Source organism: Hydrogenophaga sp. SNF1 (assembly GCF_034421675.1).
In the GTDB taxonomy this organism is placed as follows: domain Bacteria; phylum Pseudomonadota; class Gammaproteobacteria; order Burkholderiales; family Burkholderiaceae_C; genus Hydrogenophaga; species Hydrogenophaga borbori.
The window spans coordinates 4,348,549-4,375,231 of the sequence record NZ_CP139793.1; the positions used below are offsets into that span (position 1 = coordinate 4,348,549).

At 67.7% G+C, this 26,683-nt stretch carries 27 protein-coding genes, 1 tRNA gene and 1 pseudogene; 17 read left to right on the top strand and 12 right to left on the bottom strand.

The annotated features are described in order from the left end of the window. Positions 1-85: 85 nt before the first annotated feature. Positions 86-1,300, top strand: a complete 1,215-nt coding sequence (locus SOM08_RS20780; RefSeq protein ID WP_116960891.1) for an MFS transporter — start codon at positions 86-88, stop codon at positions 1,298-1,300. 12 nt (positions 1,301-1,312) lie between these two features. Here the strand turns inward: SOM08_RS20780 and SOM08_RS20785 are convergent, their stop codons facing one another. Next, positions 1,313-2,161 (bottom strand): LysR substrate-binding domain-containing protein, encoded by an 849-nt coding sequence (locus tag SOM08_RS20785; RefSeq protein WP_322469655.1) that lies wholly within the window; start codon positions 2,159-2,161, stop codon positions 1,313-1,315. A gap of 279 nt (positions 2,162-2,440) precedes the next feature. Between SOM08_RS20785 and SOM08_RS20790 the strand changes: the two genes are divergently transcribed. The 16 genes from SOM08_RS20790 (at position 2,441) to arcC (ending at position 18,364) form a co-directional block, all read left to right on the top strand. Further along, a complete protein-coding gene (locus tag SOM08_RS20790) occupies positions 2,441-3,241 on the top strand; it encodes a transporter substrate-binding domain-containing protein (protein ID WP_116960893.1) in 801 nt (266 codons plus the stop codon). A 136-nt stretch (positions 3,242-3,377) separates the two neighbouring features. Beyond that, positions 3,378-4,637 (top strand): ribulose-bisphosphate carboxylase large subunit family protein, encoded by a 1,260-nt coding sequence (locus tag SOM08_RS20795; protein WP_116960894.1) that lies wholly within the window; start codon positions 3,378-3,380, stop codon positions 4,635-4,637. Further along, entirely contained in the window at positions 4,634-5,998 is a 1,365-nt protein-coding gene (locus SOM08_RS20800; RefSeq protein WP_322469656.1) for a four-carbon acid sugar kinase family protein, read from the top strand. Before SOM08_RS20795 ends, SOM08_RS20800 begins: the two co-directional genes overlap by 4 nt. Before the next feature lie 34 nt (positions 5,999-6,032). After that, entirely contained in the window at positions 6,033-6,824 is a 792-nt protein-coding gene (locus SOM08_RS20805; RefSeq protein ID WP_116960896.1) for an SDR family NAD(P)-dependent oxidoreductase, read from the top strand. A 76-nt stretch (positions 6,825-6,900) separates the two neighbouring features. Then, positions 6,901-7,539, top strand: coding sequence for an amino acid ABC transporter permease (locus SOM08_RS20810; protein ID WP_116960897.1), 639 nt, complete (start codon positions 6,901-6,903; stop codon positions 7,537-7,539). Positions 7,540-7,553: 14 nt separating this feature from the next. After that, positions 7,554-8,210 (top strand): amino acid ABC transporter permease, encoded by a 657-nt coding sequence (locus SOM08_RS20815; RefSeq protein ID WP_322469657.1) that lies wholly within the window; start codon positions 7,554-7,556, stop codon positions 8,208-8,210. 23 nt (positions 8,211-8,233) lie between these two features. Next, the gene (locus tag SOM08_RS20820) at positions 8,234-9,004 is read left to right on the top strand and encodes an amino acid ABC transporter ATP-binding protein (RefSeq protein ID WP_116960899.1); all 771 of its coding nucleotides are present in this window, start codon (positions 8,234-8,236) and stop codon (positions 9,002-9,004) included. 32 nt (positions 9,005-9,036) lie between these two features. Next, complete coding sequence (locus SOM08_RS20825; RefSeq protein WP_322469658.1) at positions 9,037-9,579, top strand: L-threonylcarbamoyladenylate synthase; 543 nt, start codon at positions 9,037-9,039, stop codon at positions 9,577-9,579. 132 nt (positions 9,580-9,711) lie between these two features. Next, the gene (locus SOM08_RS20830; RefSeq protein ID WP_181936580.1) at positions 9,712-10,380 is read left to right on the top strand and encodes a DUF3348 family protein; all 669 of its coding nucleotides are present in this window, start codon (positions 9,712-9,714) and stop codon (positions 10,378-10,380) included. Next, positions 10,377-12,311 (top strand): hypothetical protein, encoded by a 1,935-nt coding sequence (locus SOM08_RS20835; protein ID WP_322469659.1) that lies wholly within the window; start codon positions 10,377-10,379, stop codon positions 12,309-12,311. The genes SOM08_RS20830 and SOM08_RS20835 overlap by 4 nt, the downstream gene beginning before the upstream one ends. After that, positions 12,311-12,976, top strand: coding sequence for an OmpA family protein (locus SOM08_RS20840; RefSeq protein WP_181936588.1), 666 nt, complete (start codon positions 12,311-12,313; stop codon positions 12,974-12,976). Before SOM08_RS20835 ends, SOM08_RS20840 begins: the two co-directional genes overlap by 1 nt. Beyond that, complete coding sequence (locus tag SOM08_RS20845) at positions 12,969-13,487, top strand: DUF2894 domain-containing protein (protein WP_322469660.1); 519 nt, start codon at positions 12,969-12,971, stop codon at positions 13,485-13,487. The genes SOM08_RS20840 and SOM08_RS20845 overlap by 8 nt, the downstream gene beginning before the upstream one ends. Before the next feature lie 180 nt (positions 13,488-13,667). Then, positions 13,668-15,125 carry a YfcC family protein gene (locus tag SOM08_RS20850; RefSeq protein ID WP_322469661.1) on the top strand — a complete coding sequence of 486 codons (1,458 nt, stop codon included), beginning with the start codon at positions 13,668-13,670 and terminating at the stop codon, positions 15,123-15,125. A 17-nt stretch (positions 15,126-15,142) separates the two neighbouring features. Beyond that, positions 15,143-16,369, top strand: a complete 1,227-nt coding sequence (locus tag SOM08_RS20855) for an arginine deiminase (protein WP_322469662.1) — start codon at positions 15,143-15,145, stop codon at positions 16,367-16,369. 41 nt (positions 16,370-16,410) lie between these two features. Continuing rightward, positions 16,411-17,412, top strand: a complete 1,002-nt coding sequence (argF, locus tag SOM08_RS20860) for an ornithine carbamoyltransferase (RefSeq protein WP_116960905.1) — start codon at positions 16,411-16,413, stop codon at positions 17,410-17,412. 1 nt (position 17,413) lies between these two features. Further along, a complete protein-coding gene (arcC, locus tag SOM08_RS20865; protein ID WP_322469663.1) occupies positions 17,414-18,364 on the top strand; it encodes a carbamate kinase in 951 nt (316 codons plus the stop codon). A 311-nt stretch (positions 18,365-18,675) separates the two neighbouring features. Here the strand turns inward: arcC and SOM08_RS20870 are convergent, their stop codons facing one another. The 11 genes and pseudogenes from SOM08_RS20870 to SOM08_RS20920 all read right to left on the bottom strand — a co-directional run bounded on the left by SOM08_RS20870 (position 18,676) and on the right by SOM08_RS20920 (position 26,574). Continuing rightward, positions 18,676-19,665 carry a fumarylacetoacetate hydrolase family protein gene (locus SOM08_RS20870; RefSeq protein ID WP_322469664.1) on the bottom strand — a complete coding sequence of 330 codons (990 nt, stop codon included), beginning with the start codon at positions 19,663-19,665 and terminating at the stop codon, positions 18,676-18,678. 38 nt (positions 19,666-19,703) lie between these two features. Continuing rightward, on the bottom strand, positions 19,704-20,363 hold the full coding sequence (locus SOM08_RS20875) for a Crp/Fnr family transcriptional regulator (protein ID WP_322469665.1): 660 nt from the start codon (positions 20,361-20,363) through the stop codon (positions 19,704-19,706). An 8-nt stretch (positions 20,364-20,371) separates the two neighbouring features. After that, positions 20,372-20,698, bottom strand: coding sequence for a ferredoxin FdxA (gene fdxA / locus SOM08_RS20880; RefSeq protein ID WP_322469666.1), 327 nt, complete (start codon positions 20,696-20,698; stop codon positions 20,372-20,374). Continuing rightward, positions 20,695-21,471 (bottom strand): ferredoxin--NADP reductase, encoded by a 777-nt coding sequence (locus SOM08_RS20885; protein WP_322469667.1) that lies wholly within the window; start codon positions 21,469-21,471, stop codon positions 20,695-20,697. Before SOM08_RS20885 ends, fdxA begins: the two co-directional genes overlap by 4 nt. A gap of 7 nt (positions 21,472-21,478) precedes the next feature. Further along, positions 21,479-22,447, bottom strand: a complete 969-nt coding sequence (locus SOM08_RS20890; RefSeq protein WP_322469668.1) for a tripartite tricarboxylate transporter substrate binding protein — start codon at positions 22,445-22,447, stop codon at positions 21,479-21,481. Continuing rightward, the gene (locus tag SOM08_RS20895; protein ID WP_322469669.1) at positions 22,444-23,817 is read right to left on the bottom strand and encodes a (Fe-S)-binding protein; all 1,374 of its coding nucleotides are present in this window, start codon (positions 23,815-23,817) and stop codon (positions 22,444-22,446) included. The genes SOM08_RS20890 and SOM08_RS20895 overlap by 4 nt, the downstream gene beginning before the upstream one ends. After that, positions 23,814-24,215 (bottom strand): RidA family protein, encoded by a 402-nt coding sequence (locus SOM08_RS20900; protein ID WP_322469670.1) that lies wholly within the window; start codon positions 24,213-24,215, stop codon positions 23,814-23,816. The genes SOM08_RS20895 and SOM08_RS20900 overlap by 4 nt, the downstream gene beginning before the upstream one ends. After that, positions 24,212-24,550, bottom strand: a complete 339-nt coding sequence (locus tag SOM08_RS20905) for a DUF1330 domain-containing protein (RefSeq protein ID WP_322469671.1) — start codon at positions 24,548-24,550, stop codon at positions 24,212-24,214. The genes SOM08_RS20900 and SOM08_RS20905 overlap by 4 nt, the downstream gene beginning before the upstream one ends. A gap of 14 nt (positions 24,551-24,564) precedes the next feature. Beyond that, positions 24,565-24,987: pseudogene (locus SOM08_RS20910) on the bottom strand (IS3 family transposase); the annotation flags it as partial. Between the two features lie 162 nt (positions 24,988-25,149). Continuing rightward, the gene (locus SOM08_RS20915; protein ID WP_322469672.1) at positions 25,150-25,968 is read right to left on the bottom strand and encodes an NYN domain-containing protein; all 819 of its coding nucleotides are present in this window, start codon (positions 25,966-25,968) and stop codon (positions 25,150-25,152) included. A 530-nt stretch (positions 25,969-26,498) separates the two neighbouring features. Further along, positions 26,499-26,574 (bottom strand) — tRNA-Arg (locus SOM08_RS20920). Positions 26,575-26,683: the final 109 nt, after the last annotated feature.

The following is a 26,683-nucleotide window of genomic DNA, read 5'->3' on the forward strand; positions in this document are numbered from 1 at the left end:
GTGAATTGACGTACGCAGCGTACGTCAATAACATGCATACGCCACGTATCTTATTGCCGTTCACCCCCGATCCAGGAGCTTTCCCGTGTCCAACCCCTATGCAAGGATATTCAGCGAGCCCGGCGCCAAGGGCTTTTCCATCGCCGCCTTCTTCGGCCGGCTGCCGCTGGCCATGGCGCCCATCGGCATCGTCGCCATGCTGTCCCAGACCCTGGGCGAGTACTGGCTGGCGGGCGCCGTCGCGGCCACGTACGGCCTGGGCAATGCCTTCCTGGCGCCGCAGATTTCGCGCTGGATCGACCGCTACGGCCAGACCGCGGTGGCGGCGCCGGCCGCTGCCGTGTCGGCCGCCGCCTTCGTGCTGCTGATCCTGGCCAGCCACTGGAACTGGCCGGCCTGGACGCTGTTCGCCACCGCCCTCGGCGCGGCCACGCTGCCCAGCATGTCGGCCATGGTGCGCGCCCGCTGGAGCGAGCTGTTCCGAGACCGGCCCGAGCTCAACACCGCCTTTGCCTTCGAATCCGCGGCCGACGAGCTGATCTACATCTCGGGGGCCTCGCTCTCGGTCGGCCTGGCCGCGGCCTGGTTCCCCGAGGCCGGCATGCTGGCCTCGACCCTGTTCATGGTCGGCGGCACGGCGGCCTTCCTGCTGCAGCGCAAGACCGAGCCCGCGGTGCGCGCGCCGCAGGCCGACGGCCCCGCGGGCTCGGCGATCCGCCAGCGCCCGGTGCAGATCATCACCCTCGCCCTGGTCTTCGTCGGCGCCACCTTCGCCACGGCCGAGGTCAGCGCCATCGCCATCACCACGGCGCTGGGCCAGCCCGGCGCCGCCAGCCTGGTGATCGGCGTCTACGCGGTCGGCTCCTTCGTCTTGGGGCTGGTGCTGGGCGCGCTCAACCCGCGCCTGGCGCTGCACCGCCAATTGCTCATCGCCGTGGGCGTGCTGGCCCTGACCTCGCTGCCGCTGCTGGTGGCGGGCTCGTCGGTCGCCCTGCTCGCGGCCGCCGTGTTCCTCAGTGGCGTGGCGATCTCGCCCACCTTCATCACCGCCTTCGGCCTGATCGAGCGCCGCGTGCCGGCGTCCATGCTGACCGAGGGCGTGACCTGGGTGATGACGGGCATCGGCATCGGCATGTCCCTGGGCGCGTTCGTGTCGGGCTGGGTGGTCGACCACTTCGGCCCGCAGAACGGCTTTTGGGTGTCGGTGGTCGCCAGCCTCGCCGCGGCCCTGACCATCGCGCTGGGGCAGCGCGCGCTGGCGGGCGAGCGCGCGGCGCCCGGGCGGCTCGCGGTGTCTTGACCCACGCGCCCTTCACTCCATGCGCTCGCGGATCCACCGCGCCAGCTGGCGCACATCGTCGCGCAGGCGCTCGTGCGGCGCGATCCACAGGTTGAGCGTGTACGGGCTCTGGATGAAACCGAAGGGCGCCACCAGCTGGCCCGACTCAAGCTCCTTCTCCACCAGGTAGCGCGGCACGAGCGCCACGCCCAGCTGGGACACCGCCGCCTCGATCACCAGGTAGAAGTGCTCGTAGCGCTCGTGCGGCGTGAGGCCGATGTCCTCGCAGTTCATCAGCGCCACCCACTCCTTCCAGGCGTAGGTGCGCGTCGCGGTTTCCAGGATGCGGGCGCGCGCCAGCGACGCGATGGAGGAGATGCCGATGCGCGCCAGGTACTCGGGATGGCACACCGGGCCGATCTGCTCGTGCTGCAGCGGCTCGATCACCACGTCCTGCGGCGGGCGGTTCATGCTGGTGCGGATCGCCAGGCTGATCTGGTCCTGGATGAAGTCCACCTCGCCGTGGCTCATGTTGAGCCGGATTTCCACGCTGGGGTTGGCGCGCTTGAATTCGCTCAGCCGCGGGATCAGCCACTTCATCATGATGGTGGCGGAGCACGACAGCGTGAGCGGCCCGGGCGCCAGCCGCGCCACGGCCTCGCGCATCAGGCGAAAGGCCTCCGTCAGCTGCCCCGCCAGGGCCGCGCCCTCCGGCGTGGGCGCCACGGAGCGCGGCAGGCGCACCAGCAGGGGCACGCCGAACTGGTCTTCGAGCAGGTGCACGTGCCGGCTGATCGCGCCGTGCGTGACGAACAGCTCGTCCGCCGCGGCCGTCATGGAGCCCAGGCGGGCCGCCGCCTCGAAGGCGCGCAGGGAGGTCAAGGGCAGGCGCTGGCGGGCATCGCCCCCGGCCGCAAGCGGTTGAGCTGTCATAAAAACTCACAGGTAGGGACGAACAAATGGAAGGTCAGCCGCGGCGAGTCTGACTAGACTGCCGTCAATTTCCCAGCATTTGCCGTTAACGCAATGGGAAATCTCAGGGTTTACCCTGAACATCGAGCGCGCAGCTGTCAGATTTTGACCGCAGAAACCCGGCGCCCGGGCCGCGCGTGTGCATCCCATTCCGCAGGCCATCCGGCCTCAACGACCAGGAGACAAAACATGAACATCCACCGCCGTCACGCCAGCGCCCTCGTCGCGGCCCTGGGCCTCGCGCTCGCCCTGCCCGCCAGCGCGGACGTTCTGGCCAACATCAACAGCCGCAAGAAGCTGCGCGTCGCCACCGACATGGGCATCCCGCCCTTCGGCATGCTCGACGGGTCGCTGCAACCCACCGGTTCCGACGTCGAGGTGGCGCGCGCGCTGGCCGCCGACTGGGGCGTGGAGGTGGAATTCATCAACACCACCGGCCCCACGCGCATTCCCAACGTCAACACCGACAAGGCCGACGTGGTGATCTCCTCGCTCTCCGTGACCGAAGAGCGCGCCAAGGTGGTGGACTTCACCAAGCCGTATTCCTTCATCCGCACCACGGTGATCGCGCCGGTGGCGGACAAGAGCGTGAGGGACTGGGGCGACCTGAAGGGCAAGTCCATCGCGGTGGTGCGCAGCACCATGCAGGACGTGGAGCTGACCGCCCGTGCCTCGGCCCTGGGCATCAACGTGGTGCGTTTCGACGACGATGCCACCGTCATCACGGCGGCCCTGTCGGGCCAGGCCACCTACGTGGGCCTGGGCGACCCGCAGATGAAGGCCATCAACCAGCGCGCGGGCGCCAAGCCCTTCGAGGCCAAGCTGGTGATCAAGCAGTTCCCGATCGCCATGGGCGTGAAGAAGGGCGAGCCCGCGCTGCTGGCCAAGCTCAACGAGTGGATCGCGGTCAACGCCAAGAGCGGCAAGCTCAACGCGCTCTACCGCAAGCACCACGGCGTCGACGTGCCCGCCGAGCTCCTGCAGCCCTGAGCCACGCGCCCGTGTGCGGGCCGGGCCCCGCACACGCCCCGCCGATTCTTCCTTGTTCCTGGCGCCCGCGCACGCACGCGCGGGCGCGCCATGGGCCTTCGCCCGGCACGCCATCCGACCCACCCCTGGAAACGCCATGCAGCAGCACCGTATTGAAGCGGACTACCTCCTCGAGACACCGGACGACCCGGAGCGCGTGGCGGCCACCATCGCCGGGGAGCAGTCCAGCGGCACCTTCGTCCGCGTGCCGGGCGAAACGCCCGAGCTGCTCGAACGCGCGGCGGCGCGGGTGGAGAAGCTGGAGGTCATCGAGCGCTTCACCGGCGCGCGCGCGCTGCCCACCTCGACACCGACGCCCGCGGGCGAGTCCCTGGTCCGCGCCCGGCTCACGCTTTCCTGGCCGCTGGCCACGCTGGGGCCTTCCCTGCCCAACCTGATGGCCACGGTGGCGGGCAACCTGTTCGAGCTGCGCCAGGTGAGCGGCCTGCGCCTGCTCGACATCCGCCTGCCCCAGCCCTTCGCCGCCGCTTACCCGGGGCCCAAGTTCGGCGCCGAGGGCACGCGCCGGCTGACCGGGGTGAAGGGGCGCCCCCTCATCGGTACCATCATCAAGCCCAGTGTCGGCTTCTCCGCCGAGGACACGGCGGCCCTGGTGGCCCAGCTCTGCGCCGCCGGCATCGATTTCATCAAGGACGACGAACTGCAGGCCGACGGACCCAACTGCCCGTTCAACGAGCGCGTGGCCGCGGTGATGCGCGAGGTGAACGCCAGCGCGGACCGCACCGGCAAAAAGCCCATGTACGCCTTCAACCTCACCGGCGACGTCGAGGAGATGAAGCGCCGCCACGACGTGCTGCTCGCGCACGGCGCGACCTGCCTGATGGCCAGCATCAACTCCGTGGGCCTGGCGGGCATGATCGAATTGGCGAAGTTCTCGCAGCTGCCCATCCACGCGCACCGCAACGGCTGGGGCTACCTGTCGCGCCACCCGCTGCTGGGCTGGTCGTTCACCGCGTGGAGCAAGATCTGGCGCCTGGCCGGCGCCGACCACATGCACGTCAACGGCCTGGCCAACAAGTTCTCCGAGCCCGACGACAGCGTGATCGCGTCGGCGCGCGCCTGCCTCGAACCGCTGTTCGCGGACAAGCCCTGCACCGTGATGCCCGTGTTCTCCTCGGGCCAGGGCGTCACGCAAGTGCCGGGCACCTACGCGGCCGTCAACACCACCGACCTGATCGTCACCGCTGGCGGCGGCATCCTGGCCCACCCGCAAGGCCCGGGCGCCGGCGTGAGCGCCCTGCGCGAAGCCTGGGACGCGGCGCTGCAGGGCGTGCCGCAGGCCGACTACGCGCGCACCCACCCGGCGCTGCAATCGGCGATGGAGGCCGCTGCGTGAGCGGCGCCCGTCCGCTCCCCCCGGGGCCGCTGATCGCCTTCTATGGCGACGACTTCACGGGCTCGTCGGCGGCCCTGGAGGTGCTGGCCTTCGCCGGGCTCGAGACCATCCTGTTCCTCGCGCCGCCCACGCCCGAGCGCCTGGCCCGTTTCGCGCACTACCGCGCCATCGGCGTGGCGGGCGTGGCGCGCTCGCGACCGCCCGAGTGGATGGAGCAGCACCTGCCCGCGGTCTTCGAGCAGCTCGCCGGCATCGGCGCGCCCGTCGTCCACTACAAGGTGTGCTCGACCTTCGACTCGGCGCCCCACATCGGCAGCATCGGCCGCGCGGCCGAGATCGCCCGGCGGCGCTTCGCGGGGTGGATCCCGCTCGTGGTGTCGGACCCCGGCATGGGCCGTTTCCAGGCCTTCGGCAACCTGTTCGCGCACGCCAACGGCGTGGGCTACCGGCTCGACCGCCACCCCACCATGGCGGCCCACCCCACCACGCCCATGCACGAGGCCGACCTGGGCCGCCACCTGGCCGCGCAGACCGATCTGCGCGTGGGCCTGGTGGATTTCGCCAGCATGAAACGCGGCCGGGCCGATGCGCTGCTGGCGCAGGAGATCGAACGCGGCGCGGCCATCGTCTCGGTGGACGTGCTGGACCCGGAAACCCTGCGCGAGGCCGGTCGTCTGATCTGGGAACGGGGCGCGGCGCCGCAGTTTGTCCTGGGCTCGCAAGGCGTCGAGCAGGCGCTGGTGGCGCACTGGCGCGCGGCCGGGCTGATGCCGTCGGCCTCCGCCAGCGCCGGCTGCGCCCGCGCGGAGCGCCTCGCGGCCGTGTCGGGCTCGGTGTCGCCGATCACGGCGGCGCAGATCGAGCACGCCTGCGCGCGGGGCTTCGAGCCCATCGTGCTGGACGCGCGGCTGGCGGTCCACGAGGACCTGCTGGCCGCCGAGGTGCGGCGCGTGAGCGCGCTCGGCCGCGAGGCCATCGCGCGGGGTCGCGACCCGCTGGTCTTCACCGCCACCGGCCCCGACGATCCGCGCGTGGCCGCGTTCCGCGACGCCGTGCGGGCCAGCGGCACGCCGATCGCCACCGTCAACGACCGGCTCGGTGCCGCCCTCGGCGACGTCCTCAACGCCCTGGTGCGCCAGTGCGGCCTGCGGCGCGCCGTCATCTCCGGCGGCGACACCTCCAGCCACGCGGCCTCGCGCTTGGGCATCGACGCGCTGACCGCCATCGCGCCGCTGTCGCCGGGCGTGCCGCTGTGCCGCGCCCATTCGACCGACCCCGCCATCGACGGCCTGGAGATCGCCCTCAAGGGCGGCCAGACCGGCGCCCCCGACTTTTTCACGGCGGTCAGAGACCCACACTGAACCGCCGCACGCCCTCACCACCACAGGACCCTTCATGAGACTGCAAGCAAAGATCGCCCTCATCACCGGCGGTGCCCGCGGCATCGGCTTCGCCATCGCCACGGCCCTCGCGCGCCAGGGCGCCGTCATCGCCATCGCCGACATCAACCCCCAGGGCGCCAACGCGGCGGCCGCCAAACTGCGCGAGGCCGGCGCCCAGGCGCACGGCTTCGTGGTCGACGTGGCCGATCCGCGCTCGGTGGAGACGCTGCTCAAGGACGTCACCACCCAGCTCGGCCGGCTCGACATCCTCATCAACAACGCCGGCATCGGCGGCAACACCCCGTTCCTGGACATCACGCTGGAGAACTGGAACCGCACCATTGCCATCAACCTCACCGGCGCCTTCATCGTGGCGCAGGCCTGCGCCCGGCGCATGGTGGCGCAGGGCCACGGCGGCAAGATCATCAACATCGCCTCGCTCTCGGGCCAGCGCGGCGGCAACGGCCGCGGAGCCTACGGCGCGGCCAAGGCCGGCCTGGAGCTGCTCACCAAGGTGATGGCGGTCGAGCTGTCGCCGCACGGCATCAACGTGAACAACATCGCGCCCGGCGCCATCGAGACCGAGATGGCCGCGACCGCACACGACGCCGCCACGCGCAGCGCCTACAACTACCTCGTGCCCATGGTGCGCTATGGCACGCCCGAGGAAATCGGCGACGCGGCCGTGTTCCTCTGCTCGGACGAAGCGCGCTACGTGCAGGGCCACACGCTCAACGTCGACGGCGGCTTCCGTGCCGCCGGCCTGATGTTCGGCGACCGCAAGGCGCCCCCAGTCTCGGCTTGATCCCGCGCGCGCGGGCAACCCCATCGGAGGCACGACGGTGACCCTGGACTTCACTCCCATCCTCGAACGATGGCCGATGCTGCTGGACGGTGCGCTGGTGACGCTGCAGCTGGCCGCCGCCGCCACCCTGCTGGGGTTCGTGATCGGCACGCTCTGCGCCATCGGCCGCAATTCGAGCGTGCGCTGGCTGTCGGCGCTGTGCGCGGGCTACGTGGAAGGCATCCGCAATACCCCGTTCCTGGTGCAGATCTTCCTCGTCTTCTTCGGCCTGTCCTCGATCGGCATCACGATGAGCGCCTTCTCGGTGGCCATCATCGCGCTCACCATCAACGTGGGCGCGTACACGGGCGAGATCATGCGCGCCGGCTTCAACTCGGTACATGCCGGCCAATGGGAAGCGGCCGAGTGCCTGGGACTGTCGCGCGCCCAGGTGTACTGGCACGTGGTGCTGCGCCCGGCCGTGGAGCGCGTCTACCCCTCGCTCACCAGCCAGTTCATCCTGCTGATGCTGGCCTCCTCCATCACCTCGCAGATCTCGGTGGCCGAGCTCACCGGCAACGCCAACTACATCCAGGGCGTCTCATTCCGGCCAATGGAGACCTACATCACGATCGGCTTCATGTACTTCGGCCTGGCGCTGGTCATGCGGCTGGGGTTCTGGCTGCTCGGCCTGGTGATCTTTCCGCGCCGCCGCCGCCTCGGCACGCCGCTTTGAAGGGAGAGCGAACGATGCCCACCTTTGGTCTTGTCCACGTTCAATTCCTGCTCCAGGGCGCCCTGTGGACGGTCGCGCTGTCGGCCTGCGCCTTCATCGGCGGTGGCCTGATGGGGCTGCTGATCGCGCTGTGCCGCGTCTCTCGCTTCGCCTGGCTGCGCGCCCTCGCGGCGGCCTACATCCAGGTGGTCCAGGGCGTGCCGCTGCTGGTCATCATGTTCGCGGGCTACTTCGGCCTGCCGGCGCTGGGCCTGGCGGTGTCGCCGCTGATGGCGGCCACGCTGTCCATGACGATCTGGGTCGGCGCCTACCTCGGCGAGTTCTGGCGCGGCAGCATCCAGTCGGTGCCCAAGGCGCAGTGGGAGGCGGCCGAGTGCCTGGCGCTGAGCCGCACGCAGCGCATGTTCAAGGTGATCATTCCGCAGGCCATCCGCAACGCCACGCCGGGCACCGTCGGCTTCATGGTGCAGATCGTCAAGAACACCTCGCTGGCGTCGGCGGTGAGCTTCGTCGACCTGACGCGGGCGGGCCAGCTGATCAACAACTCCACCTTCCAGCCCTTCATCACCTTCGTGGTCGTGGCGCTGATCTACTTTCTGCTCTGCTATCCGCTGTCGGCCCTGAGCCGGCGGTTGGAGCAACGCATGGCGCGCGGCATGCGCAGCGCGTGAGCCTCTCCATGAAAGAAGACCTTATGAATGACCTTGTCCCGACCGCCGCCGGCACCGCCGATTCCGCGAACGACATCGTGGTGCTGCGCGATGTGCACAAGAGCTTCGGCCAGATCGAAGTCCTCAAGGGCGTGAGCTTTCAGGTCAAGCGCGGCGAGGTCACGGTGCTCATCGGCAAGTCCGGCTCCGGCAAGAGCACCGCGCTGCGCTGCATCGACCGGCTCGAGAAGGTGAACCGCGGCCACATCCAGGTGTGCGGCCACGTGCTCACCGACCCCACGCTGGACCTGCGGCAGCTGCGCCTGGACGTGGGCATCGTGTTCCAGAGCTACAACCTGTTCCCGCACCTGACGATCGGCGAGAACATCATGCTCGCGCCGCGCAGCGTGAAAAAGCTGGGCAAGGCGCAGGCCATCGCGCTGGCCCAGCAGTGCCTGAGTCAGGTGGGCCTGTCGGAGAAGTTCGACGCCTACCCCGAGCAGCTGTCGGGTGGCCAGCAGCAGCGCGCGGCCATCGCCCGCTCGCTCGCGATGCAACCCAAGGTGATGCTGTTCGATGAAGTGACCTCCGCGCTCGACCCGCAGCTCACCGGCGAGGTGCTGCGCGTCATCGAAGGCCTGGCGGACCAGGGCATGACCATGGTGATGGTCACGCACGAGATGAACTTCGCCCGCAAGATCGCGGACCAGCTCGTGTTCATGCACCAGGGCAAGGTCTGGGAGGTGGGCCCGGCGGACGTGCTCGACCACCCCCAGACCGAGGAGCTGCGGGACTTCCTGGGGCACGACCTCTGAGCCGGCGGCGTTCGCCCGCGTGCCTGGACGCGGTGGCCGACGCGGTCCGCCGCGGTGGCGTGGTCGCCTACCCCACCGAAGCGGTGTTCGGCCTGGGCTGCGACCCCTTCAACGCGGCGGCTGTGCAGCGCATCTACCGGCTCAAGCGACGCCCCACCACGCAGGGCTTCCTGCTCATCGCCGCGAGCGAGGCGCAGCTCGACCCCTTCGTGGACTGGGCGCGGCTGGCCCCCGAGGCGCTGGCCGAGGTGCGCGCCAGCTGGCCCGGCCCCCACACCTGGGTGCTGCCGCGGGGGGCGAGCGCGCCCGCGGTGGTGGCGGGTGCGCACCAGGGCATCGCGGTGCGCGTCACCGCCCATGGCCCGGCGGCCGGGCTGTGCCGGGCCGCCGGCGGCGCGCTGGTGTCCACCAGCGCGAACCGGCACGGCCAGCCCGCGGCCCGCAGCGTGGCCGAGCTGTGGCAACAGTTCGCCGGCGCGGACCTCGACGCCCTTCTCGACCTCCCCCTGGGTGGCCTCGAGCGGCCCACCCCGATCCGCGACGCCCTGAGCGGACGCAGCCTGCGCGGCGCCTAGCGCCAGCGGCCCGCCGCCTTGGCGCTGCTCGGCCATCCGGCCCCGCGCCCGGGTAGAGGACAATGCGGGGCGCTCGCGCCCCCATTCATCCGCCTGTTGACCCCCGCGCCCCCGAAGGCGCCACCGACCGTTTTGCGCAGCCGATCCCACCGCTCCGCCCTGGTGCGCCAGCTCGCCGGGTACCTGCCCGCGCCGGCCGAGGCCCCCCGGCGGGACCTTGCCGAGCGCCTGGCCGAATGGCTGGACGTGCGCGACGCCATCGCCTTGCACGCCACCCACCAGGCCTTGCCGTCGGCGGCTGCACCACGGCAGCCGACCGGCCGGTCCCACGCCGCCCAGCTGCGGGCCGGGCTGCAGGGCCTGCGCGCCACGCTGGAGCAAGGCATCGCCACGCCGCCCCGGCAGCCGATCGGCGCGGACGACAGCCACTTCGGCGCCATCCACCAGCGCTGCCTCGACCAGCAGCGCCGCATGGACACCGCCATCGGCGCCTTTCGCGCCCACGTTCGCCAGGCGCTGGCCGCCACCTCGCCCCGGCTGGCGCAGCTGGCCGCGCTGGACGCCACCCTGGACCAGCTGATCGGCGGGCGCGAGCAGCGGCTGCTGTCCGGCGTGCCCGCCTTCCTCAAGGCGCGCTTCGAGCAGCTGCGCCAGACCCCGTCCGACGCCTGGCCCGAGGTGTTCGAGCAGGAGCTGCGGCAGGCCCTGCTCGCCGAACTCGATCTGCGCCTGCAGCCGGTGACCGGCATGATCGAAGCGCTGGGCCCGTCCCATGCTTCCCCCTCCATCGACACCCCGTGAACCGCCTTTCCGTGAACCGACTGTTCTTCGTCTCCGCCTTCGTCCTTGGCCTGCTGTCCGTCGTCTGGATCGGCGCGGGCTTCGTGGGGTCCAGCGGCCTGGCCCTGGCCATGACCGCGCTCATCGGCGGCGTGTACCTCATGGGCGCGCAGGAGATCCGGCGCTACCGGCAGGCCAGCGCGGCGCTGTCCCAGGCGCTGGCCCAGGTGCCCCAGCCCCTGGCCGCGCTCGAGGACTGGCTGTCCAGCGTGCCGCCCCCCCTGCGCGACGCGGTGCGCCAGCGCATCGAAAGCGAGCGCGGCGCCCTGCCCGGCCTGGCGCTCACGCCCTACCTCATCGGCCTGCTGGTGATGCTGGGCATGCTCGGCACCTTCCTCGGCATGGTCCTCACCTTCAAGGGCGTGGTGTTCACGCTCGAGGGCTCGGCCGACCTGCAGGCCATCCGCTCGGCGCTGGCCGCGCCCATCAAGGGCCTGGGCCTGGCCTTCGGCACCTCGGTGGTGGGCGTGGCCACCTCGGCCATGCTGGGCCTGATGTCGGCCATCGCCCGGCGCGAGCGCGCCGAGGCGGCGCGCCAGCTCGACGCGCGCGTGGCCACGGTGTTCCGCCCGTTCTCGCTCGCGCACCAGCGCCAGGCCACGGTCGACGCCCTGCAGCAGCAGGCCAGCGCCCTGCCCGCGGTGGCGGACCGGCTGCAGGCGCTCATGGAGCGGATCGAGCAGCGCAGCCAGCAGCTCGACGAGCAGCTGCTGGCGCGGCAGGCCCAGTTCCTGTCGGCGTCGGGCGACGCCTATGGCGGGCTGGCCCGCTCGGTTGAGCAATCGCTGCGGCACAGCCTGGACGCCAGCGCGCGGGCCGCGGGCGAAGGCCTGCAGGCTGCGGTGGACAAGGCCATGAATGCCCTCACCCAGGAGGCCACGCGGCAACACGAGCGCGTCGACGCCCTGGTGCGCACGCAGCTGCAGGGCCTGGACCAGGCGCTGGTCGCCTTCACCACCACCTTCGAGCAGCGCAGTGGCGCCCTGCTCGCCCAGGTGCAGGACACGCTGGGCCGCTCGCAGGCCGAGCACAGCGCGGCAGAACGCGAGCGCCAGGCCGCCTGGGCCGCCGCCCTGCAGGACACGGCCGCGGCCCTGCAGGACGAATGGCGCCGGCTCGGGGCGCAGACCCTGGCGCAGCAGCAGGCCGTGGCGCAGACCCTGCAGGACACGGCGACCCGCTGGCGCGAAGAACTCGCCGGCCTGCGCGGCGAAGAGGCGGCGCGCGGCGAGGCCGCCGTGCAGCGGCTGGGCGAGCTGCAGGCCTCGCTGAACCAGCAGCTGTCCACGCAACTCGCCAGCCTGGCCCTCGCGCTCGAAGCCCCCATGGCGCGCCTGATCGAGACGGCCGCCGAAGCGCCCCGGGCCGCCGCCGAGGTGATCGCGCGGCTGCGCCAGGACATGAGCCAGCTCACCGAGCGCGACAACAGCGCCCTGCAGGAGCGCGCCACGCTGATGCAGCACATCGACGCCCTCCTGCAGTCCGTTCAGCAGGCCACCGCCGAGCAGCGCGCGGCCATCGAATCGCTGGTCGGCTCGGCCGGCGCCGTGCTCGACCGGGTGGGCCGCCAGTTCGCCGACACCGTAGGCGCGCAGGCCGTGCGCGCCGACGAAGTGGCCGCGCAGGTCGGCGCCAGCGCCATCGAACTGGCCAGCCTGGGCGAGGCCTTCAACCACGGCGTGGCGCTGTTCAGCCGCTCGCAGGAGGCGCTCATCGACAGCCTGCAGCGCGTCGAAGGCGCCGTCACGCAATCGGTCGCGCGCAGCGACGAACAGCTCGCCTACTACGTGGCCCAGGCCCGAGAGGTGATCGACCTCAGCATCAGCTCGCAGCAGGGCATCGTGGAAGACCTGCGCCGCCTGCGCGCGCCGCCCGGGGGGACGGCCGCATGATGGCCGGCCTGGACGAACGCCCCGACGACACCGAGGGCGGCGGGCACGGCGCGCCGGTGTGGGCGGTGTTCGGCGACCTGATGTCCGGCCTCGTGGGCGCCTTTGTGCTCATCCTCGTCGGCGTGCTCGTGGTGCAGATGGACCTGGTGAACAGCCTGCAGGCCGAGGTGCGCAAGCGCGAACAGGAGGAGCAGCGCCGCATGGCCCTGGAGAAGGCCCTGGCCATTCCGCTGCAGAACGGCCGCGTGACCCTGGACAACGGCCGCATCGGCATCAGCGGCAGCGTGCTGTTCGCGCTCAACTCCGACGAACTGCGGCCCGAGGGACGGCAGATCCTGCAAAGCCTGGTGCCGCCGCTGCAGGTCTACCTGGGCGAGCGCGACGAGATGCTGATGGTCAGCGGCTTCACCGACGACCGCCCGGTGCAGTCGGGCAACCAGCGCTTCGCCGACAACCTGGAGCTCTCGGCGCAGCGCGCGCTCACGGTCACGCGCGCCCTCATCCAGGAAGGCATGCCGCCGCAGCGCGTGTTCAGCGCCGCCTTCGGCGCCGAACAACCCGTGGCCTCCAACGCCGACGAGAAGGGCCGCGCGCTCAACCGCCGCGTGGAAATGGCGCCGGTGCCCAAGGCCGGCCATGGCGCCCGGGGGGCCCAGCGTGACTGACGCCGAGGCCGTGCGCGCCCACTACCGGGCGGCGCTGGCGCGCCGCATGCAGACCGCGCCCGAGTCCGTGCAGCGCCGGCTGATGGCGACGCTGGCCTCGCTGCCACCGGCCGAGGCCGCAGCGAGCGAGCCGGCGCCGGTCGAGCGCGCCCTTCGCCCGCGGTCGAAGCCGCCGCTCACGCCCCTGGCCCAGCTCAACCAGCACATCGGGCAACGCACCCAGCCGGCCGGCACGGCACGGCCCGAGCTGCGCAGCGCGCAGGCCTTCCACGACAGCTGGGCGCGCCTCTGCGCCGAAGACGAAGTGGCGCAGGCCGTGCAACGCGGCCCCGAGGCCGCCGGCCCGCTCAATTCGCACATGCTCGTGCTGCGCACCCTGAGCCTGCTGAGCGAACTCTCGCCCGACTACCTGCACCGCTTCATGGTGCACACCGACACGCTGTTGTGGCTCGACGAAGCGAGCGCCCGGCCCAAGCCCGCTGCCGCGGCCAAGGCCAGGAAGGCCCGTTGAAGCGGGGGGTATCGAGCGGCGCTGCGAGGCGGCCCGGGTGGGTTCGGCCGCGGCGCGACCACCACCGTTCTTGACCAGCGTCAAGGCGCGCCGGTCACCACCGGCCAAGAATGCCCCGAGCGCCAGGCGACTCCCTTGCCATCCGGCAGGGCACACATGGGCGCACAAGGAGGCAACACCATGGCCAACCAGGCAGAGCCCATCGCGGGCGCGGCCCCCGTCCCCCTGCCCTCCGCGCAGGACCGGTTCCCCACCGCCTACACCATCCTGTTCGCGCTGATCGTGCTGATGGCGGCGCTCACCTGGCTGCTGCCGGCGGGCCAGTACGAACGCGTGGCCAATGAAGCCCTGGGCAAGGACACCCCGGTGCCGGGCACGTACCAGGTCGTCGACGCCGCGCCGCAAGGCGCGCTCGACGTGCTGATGGCCCCCATCACGGGCTTCTACAACCAGGCCACGGGCGTGGCCAACGCCATCGACGTCTCCCTGTTCGTGCTCGTGGTCGGCGGCTTCCTGGGCGTGGTCAACGCCAGCGGCGCCATCAACACCGGCATCGAACGCGTCATGCTGCGCATGCAGGGCCGCGAGAAATGGATGATTCCGGTGCTGATGCTGCTGTTCGCCGCGGGCGGCACCACCTACGGCATGGCGGAAGAGACCCTCGCCTTCTATGTGCTGCTGCTGCCGCTGATGATCGCGGTGGGCTACGACGCGCTCACGGGCGTGGCCGTGATCATGGTGGGGGCCGGGATCGGCGTGCTCGGCTCCACCATCAACCCCTTCTCGACCGCCATCGCCTCCAACGCCGCCGGCATCCCCTTCACCCAGGGCATGGCCTTGCGGCTGGTGATCCTGGCGCTGGGTTGGCTGATCTGCGTGGCCTACGTGATGCGCTACGCGGAGCGCGTCCGCCAGGACCCGTCCCGCTCGCTGGTGGCCGATCTCAAGGCGTCCAACGAAGCCCACTTCCTGCGCCACCGCGAGAGCCACCGCGACCAGGTGCTCACCGGACGGCAACAGATCATCCTGGTCCTGTTCGGCGCGACCTTCGTCGCCATGGTCTGGGGCGTGGCGCTGCGCGGCTGGTGGATGGCCGAGATGTCGGCGCTCTTCCTGGCGTCGGCCATCGCCGTGGGCCTGGTGGCCTGGATGGGGGAGAAGCCGTTCACCAACGCCTTCGTCGACGGCGCGCGTGACTTGCTCGGTGTGGCCCTGGTGATCGGCCTGGCGCGCGGCATCGTGGTGATCATGGACCAGGGAAAAATCACCGACACCATCCTGCACGCGCTGGAGGGCTGGATCGGCGGCATGTCCAACGTGGCCTTCGTGAACGCGCTCTTTGCCACCGAGGGTCTGCTGAGCCTGCTGGTGCCGTCCACCTCGGGGCTGGCGGTGCTGAGCATGCCGATCCTGGCGCCCCTGTCGGATTTCGCCGGCGTGCCGCGCGACCTCGCCGTCACCGCGTTCCAGACCGCGATCGGCATCACCAACCTGGTCACGCCCACCTACGCGGTGGTGATCGGCGCGCTGGCCATCGGGCGCGTGCCCTACCAGCGCTGGCTGCGCTTTATCTGGCCGCTGATGCTGATGCTGGCCTTGCTCAGCATGGCCTCGCTGAGCGCGGCGGTCCTGCTGTGAACGCGCCCCCTTCGCCCGTGTCGAGCCCGGCCCGCTTCGGCGTGCATTCCGAGGTCGGCAAGCTGCGCCGCGTGCTGGTCGGCTCGCCCGGGCTGGCCCACGAACGCCTCACCCCCGCCAACCGCGAGGCCATGCTGTTCGACGACGTCTTCTGGGTGCAGCAGGCGCGCACCGACCACTTCGACTTCGTCACCAAGATGCAGGACCGCGGCGTCGAGGTGCTGGAGATGGGCCAGCTCCTGAGCGAGACCCTGGCCATCCCCAGCGCGCGCGACTGGGTGCTGCAGCGCCGGATCACGCCGAACCACGTGGGCGTGGGCATGCTCGACGAACTCAGGGGCTGGCTGTGGGAACTGCCTCCCGCGCAGCTGGCGCGCCATCTGGTGGGCGGCCTTGCGGTGCACGAGCTGCCCTTCAAGCCCGAAGGCATGTTCGGCCCCTATCTCGGCCCCGACGGTTTCGTGCTGCCGCCGCTGCCCAACCTGATGTTCACCCGCGACACCAGCGCGTGGATCTGCGGTGGCGTGAGCCTCAACCCTATGCACTGGCCGGCCCGCCGCCAGGAAACGCTGCTGACGGCCGCCGTGTACCGATTCCACCCCCTGTTCGCGCAGGCCGGCTTCCCCGTGTGGTGGGGCGACCCCGATACCGACCACGGACCGGCCACGCTGGAAGGCGGCGACATCATGCCCATCGGCCACGGGGTGGTGCTGGTGGGCATGGGCGAGCGCAGCACCCCGCAGGCCGTGGGGCAACTGGCCCAGGCCCTGTTCGCCGCCGGCGCCGTGCAGCGCGTGGTGGCCTGCCAGATGCCGCGCTCGCGCGCGGCCATGCACCTGGACACCGTGTTCTCGTTCTGCGACCGCGACACCGTGACCAGCTTCGTTGAGGTGGCGATGCAGATCGTCTGCCACAGCCTTTACCCGAACGACCGCGGCGGCATTCAATGCCGCACCGAGAAGCAGCCGCTGTTCGACGTGGTGGCGCACTGCCTGGGTCTGAAGGCGCTGCGCGTCATTCCCACCGGGGGAGACGGCTACGAGCAGGCGCGCGAGCAATGGGACGACGGCAACAACGTGGTCGCCCTCGAACCCGGCGTGGTCATCGGCTACGACCGCAACACCCACACCAACACCCTGCTGCGCAAGGCGGGCATCGAGGTCATCACCATCCGCGGCGGCGAACTCGGCCGGGGCCGCGGCGGGGCGCACTGCATGACCTGCCCGCTGTGGCGTGAGGCCTGAGGCCGCCGCCGCGACAGCCCGACACCACCGAAAGGCGCGCCATGGCCATCAACCTGCGCAACCGCAGCTTCCTCACGCTGAGCGACTATTCGGCGGCCGAGATCGGCTTTCTGCTCAAGCTCGCCGCCGACCTGAAGACGGCCAAGTACGCCGGCACCGAACAGGCCCTGCTGCGCGGCAAGGAGATCGCCCTGATCTTCGAGAAGGACTCGACGCGCACGCGCGTCGGCTTCGAAGTGGCGGCGCACGACCAGGGCGCCACGGTGACCTATCTTGGCCCCTCGGGCAGCCACATCGGCCACAAGGAATCCATCAAGGACACCGCGCGGGTGCTGGGCCGCGTCTACGACGCGATCGAGTACCGCGGCCATGGGCAGTCGGTCGTCGAGACGCTGGCGAAGTGGTCGGGCGTGCCCGTGTACAACGGGCTCACCGACCAGTTCCACCCGACGCAGATCCTGGCCGACTTCATGACCATGCGCGAACACTGCGACAAACCCCTGCGCGACGTGGCCTTCTGCTTCCTCGGCGACACCGGCAACAACATGGGCAACTCGCTGCTGACGGGCGCTGCCAAGCTCGGCATGGACGTGCGCCTGTGCGGGCCGCGCAGCCTGTGGCCCGACGCGGCCGTGGTCGACGAAGCGAAGGCGCTGTCGCGGGACAGCGGCGCCCGCGTGCGGCTGACCGAGGACCTGGCCGAGGGCGTGAAGGGCTGCGACTTTCTCTACACCGATGTCTGGGTGTCGATGGGCGAGCCCGAATCCGTGTGGGCGGAACGCATCCGCCTGCTGCTGCCCTACCAGGTCAACGCGCGCGCGATGGCCTTGACCGGCAATCCGCGCGTGCGCTTCATGCATTGCCTGCCCGCCTTTCACAACAACGAAACGGAAGTGGGCGCGCAGATGGAGAAGCTGTATGGCATCGGTGCCATGGAAGTCGACGACGAGGTCTTCGAAAGCCCGGCCTCCATCGTGTTCGACCAGGCCGAAAACCGCATGCACACCATCAAGGCGGTTCTGGTGGCCACCCTGGGCGGTTGACATGGCCCGCGTGGTGGTGGCCCTGGGTGGCAACGCACTGCTGCGGCGCGGCGAGCCGGTGAGCGCCGCCACGCAGCGCGACAACATCCGCCGCGCCGCGACGGCGCTCGCGCGGCTCATGGAGGATGGGCACCACCTGGTCGTCACCCACGGCAACGGGCCGCAGGTGGGCCTGCTGGCGCTGCAGGGCGAGACCGCCGGCCAGGGCCGTTTTCCGCTCGACGTGCTGGGCGCCGAGACCGAGGGAATGATCGGCTACGTGTTGCAGCAGGAGCTGGACAACGCCTGCCCCGGGCCGGCGCGCTTCGCCACACTGCTGACGCAGGTGGAGGTGGACCCGCGCGACGCCGCTTTCGACGCACCGGACAAGCCCGTGGGCCCGGTCTACAGCGAAGCGCAGGCGCGCTCACTGCAGCAGCAGCGCGGGTGGGCCATTGCCCCCGATGGCCCGGCCTGGCGACGCGTGGTGCCCTCGCCCAGGCCCCTGCGCATCCTCGAGATCGAGGTCATCCGCCTGCTGGTCGACCAGGGCGTGACGGTGATCTGCGCGGGCGGTGGCGGCATCCCGGTGGTGCGCCGCCCAGACGGCACCCACATCGGCGTGGAGGCCGTGATCGACAAGGACCACGCCAGCGGCCTGCTCGCCGCCGAGCTGCAGGCGGATGCGTTTCTCATGCTCACCGACGTGCCCGCCGTGTTCACCGGCTGGGGCACGCCCGACCAGCGCGCGCTCGGCGACGTGACGCCGCTGGAACTGAGCGGCATGGACTTCGCCGCGGGGTCCATGGGCCCGAAGGTGCGTGCCGCCTGCGACTTCGTGGACCGCACCGGCGCCCTGGCCGGCATCGGCGCGCTGGACGATGCGGCCGCCATCCTGGCACGGCAGGCGGGCACGCGGATTGACCCTGTCCCAGGATTTCGAACCGTTCCGTTACAGAGAAGCCCGGCATGATGAACGCCCCTCAGGGGCAGGAGCACACGCCAAGCATTTTGGCCAGGGAATCGCAAAGGTGGGCCTTGCTCACACCCGGAGGTCCGAAGAACAGCAATGGCGGCAGACGCACCGGCGGTTTGATCTCTTCTCCGACTGGTACTCCCTTGTCCACGCCGGCCGTCTTGGGCTCACCATTCCCTGCCCGGGCCTTCCTTTTCGAGGCGCCGGCCTGGACACCGTTTTCACGCTTTGCGCTCTCATGCCCTGGCGCCTCGCTGCGCATCTGACTGAAGCCAACCGGCCTCCACGAAAGCCGGGGCTGTTCACCTCTAGGCACACGAAGACACGACAACTTTCTGATGGATAGGACCAAACATCGTTTGACCGCTAGAGTCGAAGGCCTCAATCCGAACGGTCTCGCCATCTTGCAAGTAGGGAGTCACCGCCCTGCCTTCCTCCAGCACCTCGAGCGTCCGCTTCTCCGCAATACAGCCAAACCCGGCGCCTGCCCGGCGATTGGAAACTGTCCCGGCGCCCAGCAACGTACCGGCACAAACGGAGCGAGTACGACACAGGTGAGCCGCGAGATCAGCGAACGAGAAGTGCATATCTTCTCCGCTGCGCAGATCTCCCACCTGCACGTTGTTGCGCCAGACTGCCAAGTCAAGATGCAACCGTTCCCCATCCCATGCGGGGCCCAACTCATCGAGCGTCACGGCCACTGGCGAGAAGGCGGAAGCGGGTTTGCTCTGGACAAAGCCAAATCCCTTCGCTAGTTCAGTAGGGATCAAATCCCTCAAAGAAACGTCGTTAACCAGGACAGCGAGTCGAGCGCCTTTGGACGCCGCCTCGGCAGATACGCCAACGGGCAGGTCACCCAGCACCAGCGCCAGCTCGGCCTCAAAGTCGATTCCCCAGGATGCATCCTGGACAACGATGTCATCGGTGGGTCCCAGCAGCATGTCGCTGCCACCCTGGTACATCAAGGGATCACTGTAGAGTTCAGCCGGCATGGCAGCACCCCGAGCCTTGCGAACCAGTTCAACATGATTGAGGTAGGCAGAGCCATCCGCCCACTGATAGGCCCTGGGCAGAGGCGCCATGCACATGGACACTTGGAAGGGGAATGCCCCTGCAAGCTGGCCGGCTTCCAACAGGTCAGCCCTGCGCCTCAGGTCCAGCTCCACGGCGTTCCAGCGGTCCAGGGCACATTGGAGCGTCTGGGCGATATCCGCAACAAACACGGCTTTGTCCAGTCGGGCAGTCACAAGAACCAACTGTCCATCGCGCGACCCATCGCGGTATGTTGCGAGCTTCATTCAGTTTTCTCCAGAGTTCGCGAGCGCGTTTTCCGCGCTCAGAGCATCAGTCCTTCAGGATTCAGAATGGCAATGCATCCCGGCTGACGGGTAACGAGGCCGCGTCGCTCAAAATCGGCGAGTGTCAGACTTACCCAAGTCCGGCTTGCACCGATCATCTTTCCAAGGTCATCGTGGGTGAGATCGCGCACCGCCTGCTCTCCGCTGTGCGTTCGGGTGGCCAGGGCCACCAGAATGCGTCCGAGGCGTTGCGATGCCGAGTCCAACACCAGTGGTGCGCTGCGCTCAATGTTCTCTACGGCCAGAAGGGCCAGCAAGTGAGTGATGTTGTGGGAGAAGCGTGGGAAGCGGCCCATGCAGGAAAAAAAATCAATGGTTGAAAGGACAGAGACGTCCACATGCCCAGCCGCTTCAGCCGAGAGAATCCGCGGCCGCTGAAGCACGGCAGCGGCCAAACCCAGGATGCTGCCGCCTGTCAGCAGGCTGAGTGTGAACTCTTCCCCTTCGGGTGATGTGATGAACAGCCGCACCCGTCCATTGCGCACCACAACCAGCGTATCGCTGGGTTCACCCTGGCCGAAAATCGCTCCTCGTGGAGGATAGGAACGGGCGCGCATCAGGCTGTGCACAGCCTCTGCCTCGTCGTGACTGAGGCCTTGCAGCGCCTGGTTCCATTTGGGACTGTTTCGCCGTTCCATCAAACACACTACGCCGCAGTCTCGGTGAAATATCGAACGTACTTGTCGGCCTCACCACGAAACAGGTCCGCATCGGGTGGAGCGGGTTTGGGTTCCGAAATAACTGGCCACTGAGCAGCCATGCGTTGATTGAGGTCGCGCCAGAGCGGCGCAGCATCCATATCAAACACAATCGCCCCAGCTGGGCACTCCGGTTCACATACGCCACAGTCTATGCACGCCGTCGGATCGATGACCAGCATGTTGCGACCTTCCCTGAACGCGTCTACTGGGCAAATGGCCACGCAATCGGTGTACTTGCACCGGATACAGCTCTCGGTTACCACGTAGCTCATGTCTCTACGAAAGCTCGCTCGAACACGTAGTCGCCGGTATCGCCAGTGCAGGGAGAGGCCTCAAACCCACGGGCATCCAGTTCGGCACGGATCTCTGCCAGAGCAGGCGAACTACCGCAGATCATCACCCTGTCCGAGGCGGGCGAGAGCGGGGGCAATCCCAGGTCGTGCGCCAGACGGCCGCTGCGAATGAGCTCAGGTATGCGCCCAGTCACCTTGAACGGCTCACGCGTACAGGTCGGGTAGTACACGAGTCTTCGGGCAACCTGTTCACCCAGGTATTCGTCGTTGGGCAGGTGCACTTGCAGTTCCTCTGCATATGCCAGCTCGCTCACATACCGCACCCCATGCACCAGAACGACACGCTCGAACCGTTCATAGACCTCCAGGTCGCGCACAAGGCTCATGAAGGGCGCCAGCCCCGTTCCCGTGGCAAGAAGGTACAGATTGCGTCCCGGTCGCAAATCGTCGAGCACAAGGGTGCCCACGGCTTTGCTGCCAACCAGAACCTCGTCCCCTTCGTGAAGATGCTGGAGCCGCGACGTCAGCGCACCATCAGGCACCTTGATGCTGAAGAACTCGAGCTCCTCGGCATGGTTCGGGCTGGCGATGCTGTATGCACGCATCAAAGGCTTTCCTGCCACTGGCAGGCCCACCATGATGAAGTGTCCATTTCGAAAACGAAGACCGGGCGCACGCGTGGTGGTGAAGCTGAACAGCGTGTCATTCCAGTGCCTTACAGAGGTTACGCGTTGGGTGGTGATAGCACTCATGCTGGACTCACTGCACCTTTATGTTGCTCTCGCGGACCACGCGGGACCAACGCGACACTTCCGATCGGATGAAGCGGTCGTATTCCTGCGGACTGCTGCCCACTGGTTCCATACCGAAATCCCTTACCTTCGCTGCGAATGCCGGCTCCCTTACCACGGCAGCGATGTCTGCACCAAGTTTTTCAATCACAGGACGCGGCACCCTGCTGGAAGTCACCATGCCAAAGGCGGACACCACTTCAAAACCTGGCACCGTCTCCGCAATCGTGGGATAGCTGGGGTCGCTGGGCATCCGATCTTTCAAGGTTATGCCCAGGACCTTCAACCGGCCAGCACGGACATACTCTTTCACGGGCGCCCACACATCGAACATCAGGGGGACGCGGCCACTGAGCACGTCGGCATGGGCAGCCGCACTGCCTCCGTAGGGCACATGCAAAAGGTCGGTACCCGCGAGGGAGTTAAGTAGCGCGCCGGACATGTGGTTGAGGGTTCCAGCACCCGGAGTAGCGTAGCTCAGTGTTGCCGGCTGCGCTTTCGACAGCACAATCAATTCGCGCAGGTTGTTTGCCGGCACCGATGGATGGGCTACCAGTACGCAGGCCGACGTGGTGATCTGGCTCAATCCCGCGAGGTCGCCTAGCGTGTCGTATGGCAGGTCGCTGCGAATGGCGGGGTTGACCACATGCGCCATGACCACCATGCCGATTGTGTGGCCGTCCGGAGGGGCCTTGGCAACCAGGTTGGTACCGATGGTGGATCCACCACCCGCACGGTTCTCGATCACGACCGGTTGCTTCCACTTTTCCGACAACCTTTCACCCAGCATTCGAGCTATCACGTCGGTGGGGCCGCCGGCGGTGAATGGCACCACGATGCGCACGGGCTTTGACGGAAAGACTTCCTGCGCCCTCAATGGCAAGACCGCCCAGGCGGCAACTGCAATGGCGAGCACGTATCGGGTCAACAACTTCATGAGAGACCTCCATTGGTGGGTGGGTGAGGTACGTGGGTGGACGGGGTGACAGTACTTTTGGGCGCATCTGTCGCCAGGCAGTCCAGGCCGCCCTTGAACTCAGAGACCGAAAAAATTTCCGCGCCATGACGCTCCAGCCATTCGCTGTCGATCGACAGTCCGTTTTTCTGCAGCAAGGGTTGGGAAGCCTCCACAATGGCCCGCCAGTCATCAAGGTGTCGGAGCTCCTTCAGACGATCCGAATGTGGCGCCTGCCCCAGTGCCTGAGCGAGAAGTTCGGTGAAGTTCACCACCTCGAAATCTTCGGTTCTCTCCAGCCCCATGAAGGCCATGTGACAACCGTGATACAGCGTGACCAGCGCATCGGCCTGATGACACCTGACCCGGTCGATCAGATGCTGATGCTCTTGGGCCTGCAAAGAGGGCGTCTTGGAGCAACCTGAACCACCGCAGGTGTAGGAGGACTCCAGGACTGTCTCCACCACCTCGAGCCCTGGAATCGAACGCAGCAGGGATTCAACGTTGCGCCCGATCGCGGGCATCCCATGGTGAGCGTGCAGAACCACTCGGCGAGGAATCTCTTGGACAAAGAGGTCCTTTAGCCTTTCCGCGCGAGTCATGAAGTAGTCCGTTACATGGTCGAATTCATACTCACGTGGAACAAATCCCTGCATGGTTTCGTTCATGTGAATATCACAGGTCGGACACCAGTTCAGAACCTTCTCTGGCTCGAACGCTTCAAAGCGCTTGATCGTGTGGACTGTGACACGCCCACCCACTTGAAGCTCTCCTTGCCACTTGGAAGCGATGACACCACAGCACGATGAAGGTCCCCCGGCGACCTCGTAGTCCACCTCCAACGCATCAAGAACCGCCATGGTGTTGAACATGAGGTTTGGCGTGCGAAGTGCATTGCAGCCTGTGTAGAAGACCATTTTTGCCTTTCGCGGACGCGTCGGCATGAACAGCCGTGAATACTCCGAGGGCAGCAACTGCATGGCGATCATCAGTTTGATAGACCTAGCCATGCGACGAAAGAGTTGAGGCGTTCTGCTTTCTCGGGCAGCGTCATGCATGCTGGCCAGCATCAGCAGACGCCGAGGGTTAACGTGTTCCGGGCATGCAGGGATGCAATCGCCACACCCATTGCATCCGTGCAACCAGTCAGACGAGGCGGCTTCTGGAGCGGCACCGGTACGCAGCAGATCAAGGACACCACCAATCACCTGGCGGGGCTCCGCGCCGAAGGCCGCGCCGTGTGGAACAACGGGGCACACCTCAACGCATCGCGCGCATCGCGTGCATGTCGCAAGCAAGTCTTTGATCTCGCCGCCCAGATAGACGCCCACATCAGTCGTCATGGTGCTCATGGGGCCTGGCCCGGCAGATGCACAACCGCCTCAACTTCCACCAGCATGCGAGGGTCAATCAGCCGCGAGACCTCCAGCAACGTGGCAGCGGGCTTGCCGACAAAATAGGGCGATCGGAGTTCGATCGTCTCCGTATGGAATCGCTCGATATCGGTCGTGTACAGCGTGAGCTTCACGACATCTTCCCAGCGCGCACCGGCCGTCTTGATGATGTCGTCGAGGTTGCGAAAGCATTGAGCGGTCTGCTCTCTCATGTCTCCCTCGCCAACAAGCTGCCCCTGTGAATCTCGGGCCGTTACACCGGCGGTGTGCAGCGTCAAGCCGGAATGCACCACGCCCAGGGAGAACTTCACCGTGCCTTCCCAAGGCTTGCCTACCTCGACAACATGGCGGCTCATGCGGGGACCCCTTTCAGCAGGAGGACGACGCACTCCGCGCCTTCTCGGCGATCCTTGGCGATCTCCTGATACTCGGGAGAGTCCGCCCAGATACGGTAGGTTGGCTCATCGGGAAAAGAAATCAGAACCACCTTGTCAGCGGACCAACTGCCCTCTTCCACCCGAGGTGCTTCGTCCGCAGCGAGGACTTGCCCCGCGTACTTCCGAAAAACAGGTCCGAACGCAGCCTTGTAGCGGTCGTAGGCCAGCCGATTCTTGAATTTGAGTTGAGCGACAACGTATACAGCCACAGGAACGTCCTTCTGAGCTAAGGAGATCCCAGTGTCCTGCCGCATGCTCTTGTTGCCGGTTAAGTTCTTAACGGCGGACCAACAATCTGGGTTGCTGCCGGTCTCGTTGAAACCGACCTAAGCTTCTTGAGCTTGTTCAGCTGTTCGGGGCCGAGATGGCCGATCGTCGAATGCCGACGCGTCGGGTTGTAGAAGCACTCGATGTTGTCGAACGTGTCTGAGCGGGCCTGCCCTCGCGTTCGATGGCCCTTCCTGGCCGTGCGTTCGGTCTTGAGCGAGCAGAAGAAGCTCTCCATGGCCGAGTTGTCCCAGACCTCGCCGGCTCGGCTCATGCGGCAGGTGGCGCCCTGTTCGTCCAGCAGCTGCTGGAAGTGCTCGCCGGTGTATCAGCTACGCTAGTCGGAGTGGTGCAGCAGGGCCACCGACTTTTCCCGGCGCGGCACGGCCATCATCAGCGCGTCCGCCACGATCGGCGAGGTCATGCATCCTCCATAGAAGTGATCATCCAAAACTGGCGCGTGGGTTGGGCCGTTGGAGGGTTTTGCACAGCCTCGCTGCAATCCGGCCCTACGCACTCGGTGCGCCGCTCGGTATCGCGCCGACGATTCGCGTGTCCCGGTCATGCGAATCGTCAGCGCGATGAGCTATCGCCGCAAGCGAAGTTGGTGATCGTCTTCACCTCTTCGCACTTCCACTACGGCATCCAATGCCTTGAGAATCTCACCGAAACCGGCGTACCCGTGGTCCTTGGGGTCGAACGTTGGGTCAAGGCGCTTGATCATTGGCAGCACGCTGGCCTTGTTCACCCACGGCTCGCCCTTCGACTCGGACAACAAATGAATGGCGCGGCGAAGCAGCTCGGCGGCGGCGTTGATCGGCGGCGCTGGCACAGCCTCCGGGGCATCTGCCGTCTCTCGGTCACCCAAGGCTTCCGGCTCGACAAGGGTGTCGTAGTAGCGAAACTCGTGGCAGCTCTTGGCCCAGTGCTTATTGGTGTTCTTGCGGTTGCCAATGCCGATCAGGGTGCGTCCAGCGGCCTTGATCTTCTGCGCAACAGGCATGTAGTCGCTATCTCCGCCCACGACGATGACCGTCCTGATGTGAGCGAAACGGCTGAGATCCTCGGTGGCATCGAGGCAGAGCTTGATGTCGGCGCCGTTTTTGGCGGAAGCCCCCGGCGGAAATAGCTGGATCAGCTCGACTGAGCCCTGAAGCAGGGCATCGCGGTACCGACCGAAGTACTGCCAATTGCCGTAGGCGCGGTTGATGGCGACCGGTCCGAACGAAGCGCCGAGTTCAACCAAGGCCTGCACATCGACCAACGGCTCCTGGACCTTGAAGCGGTTGTCTTGCTTCGCATAGGCGCCTTCACCGTGCTTGGCTTCCATGAGGCCGGCGTGCAGGTTCTCGAAATCCCAATACAGGGCGACAGAGCCGCTTTCGCCGTTGTCGTTGGTTCGCACAGTTTTCTCCCTCCCAGTCGTGATGCAGTCATCGTAATGCCCGTGGGTAGAGCCAACTGACCGGGGGAAGGGAGATACCACCGCGGCGCCCGGCGCTGCGGCCCCGATGCATCACAAAAAAGGGGGTTTCGTGAGACCGGGACATCCCCCTATTGGACGCTGAAGGCACCGGCCCCGAGGCGGAGTGACATTCCAGTGCGGAGGATGCAGCAGGCCCTGGTTGTGACACGACCTTTGCCAGGATGGTCCGTGTCGACGACGGTGGTGCACCTGGCATGTGCCGCTCTGGGGCGACCGCCCAAGTTCGCTTCTTGGGCTATGGGGCGATCGTCCTTCCCCGGGGGAAAGCCACATCACGCGGACTACGGTGGGCCAGTCCTGGTCCAGATGCGGGCCACAGCCAACCGCGCGGCAGCTCGAAGACCCTCACCTCAGACCTTAAGCTGGCTTGCGGGCAGCGTCCTGTACGGACGAGGCAGCGCCTCAACGACATGTTTGACCCACGCTGGGATGCGCGTAAGTCATTGATGTGGCGCGGCTGGCGGGGATCGAACCCACGACCCTCGGCTTCGGAGGCCGATACTCTATCCACTGAGCTACAGCCGCGCGGTGGCGCCCATTCTAGCGGCTTGCTCGGGATCGCCCGGCCCGCCAGAGGCGCTAGATATAATCGCGGGCTGTCCGCCGGTGCCCCGGCGCACCTTGCCAGAAGGCC

Bases quoted from the DNA above. Each gene is read 5' to 3' on its own strand.
- arcC (WP_322469663.1), top strand. From the start codon at position 17,414: ATGGCCCGCGTGGTGGTGGCCCTGGGTGGCAACGCACTGCTGCGGCGC.
- SOM08_RS20895 (WP_322469669.1), bottom strand. From the start codon at position 23,817: ATGAGCACCATGACGACTGATGTGGGCGTCTATCTGGGCGGCGAGATC.
- SOM08_RS20840 (WP_181936588.1), top strand. From the start codon at position 12,311: ATGGCCGGCCTGGACGAACGCCCCGACGACACCGAGGGCGGCGGGCAC.
- SOM08_RS20850 (WP_322469661.1), top strand. From the start codon at position 13,668: ATGGCCAACCAGGCAGAGCCCATCGCGGGCGCGGCCCCCGTCCCCCTG.
- SOM08_RS20810 (WP_116960897.1), top strand. From the start codon at position 6,901: ATGCTGCTGGACGGTGCGCTGGTGACGCTGCAGCTGGCCGCCGCCGCC.
- SOM08_RS20905 (WP_322469671.1), bottom strand. From the start codon at position 24,550: ATGCGGCAGGACACTGGGATCTCCTTAGCTCAGAAGGACGTTCCTGTG.
- fdxA (WP_322469666.1), bottom strand. From the start codon at position 20,698: ATGAGCTACGTGGTAACCGAGAGCTGTATCCGGTGCAAGTACACCGAT.
- SOM08_RS20795 (WP_116960894.1), top strand. From the start codon at position 3,378: ATGCAGCAGCACCGTATTGAAGCGGACTACCTCCTCGAGACACCGGAC.
- SOM08_RS20885 (WP_322469667.1), bottom strand. From the start codon at position 21,471: ATGAGTGCTATCACCACCCAACGCGTAACCTCTGTAAGGCACTGGAAT.
- SOM08_RS20790 (WP_116960893.1), top strand. From the start codon at position 2,441: ATGAACATCCACCGCCGTCACGCCAGCGCCCTCGTCGCGGCCCTGGGC.
- SOM08_RS20875 (WP_322469665.1), bottom strand. From the start codon at position 20,363: ATGGAACGGCGAAACAGTCCCAAATGGAACCAGGCGCTGCAAGGCCTC.
- SOM08_RS20805 (WP_116960896.1), top strand. From the start codon at position 6,033: ATGAGACTGCAAGCAAAGATCGCCCTCATCACCGGCGGTGCCCGCGGC.
- SOM08_RS20890 (WP_322469668.1), bottom strand. From the start codon at position 22,447: ATGAAGTTGTTGACCCGATACGTGCTCGCCATTGCAGTTGCCGCCTGG.
- SOM08_RS20820 (WP_116960899.1), top strand. From the start codon at position 8,234: ATGAATGACCTTGTCCCGACCGCCGCCGGCACCGCCGATTCCGCGAAC.
- SOM08_RS20900 (WP_322469670.1), bottom strand. From the start codon at position 24,215: ATGAGCCGCCATGTTGTCGAGGTAGGCAAGCCTTGGGAAGGCACGGTG.
- SOM08_RS20815 (WP_322469657.1), top strand. From the start codon at position 7,554: ATGCCCACCTTTGGTCTTGTCCACGTTCAATTCCTGCTCCAGGGCGCC.
- SOM08_RS20870 (WP_322469664.1), bottom strand. From the start codon at position 19,665: ATGAAGCTCGCAACATACCGCGATGGGTCGCGCGATGGACAGTTGGTT.
- argF (WP_116960905.1), top strand. From the start codon at position 16,411: ATGGCCATCAACCTGCGCAACCGCAGCTTCCTCACGCTGAGCGACTAT.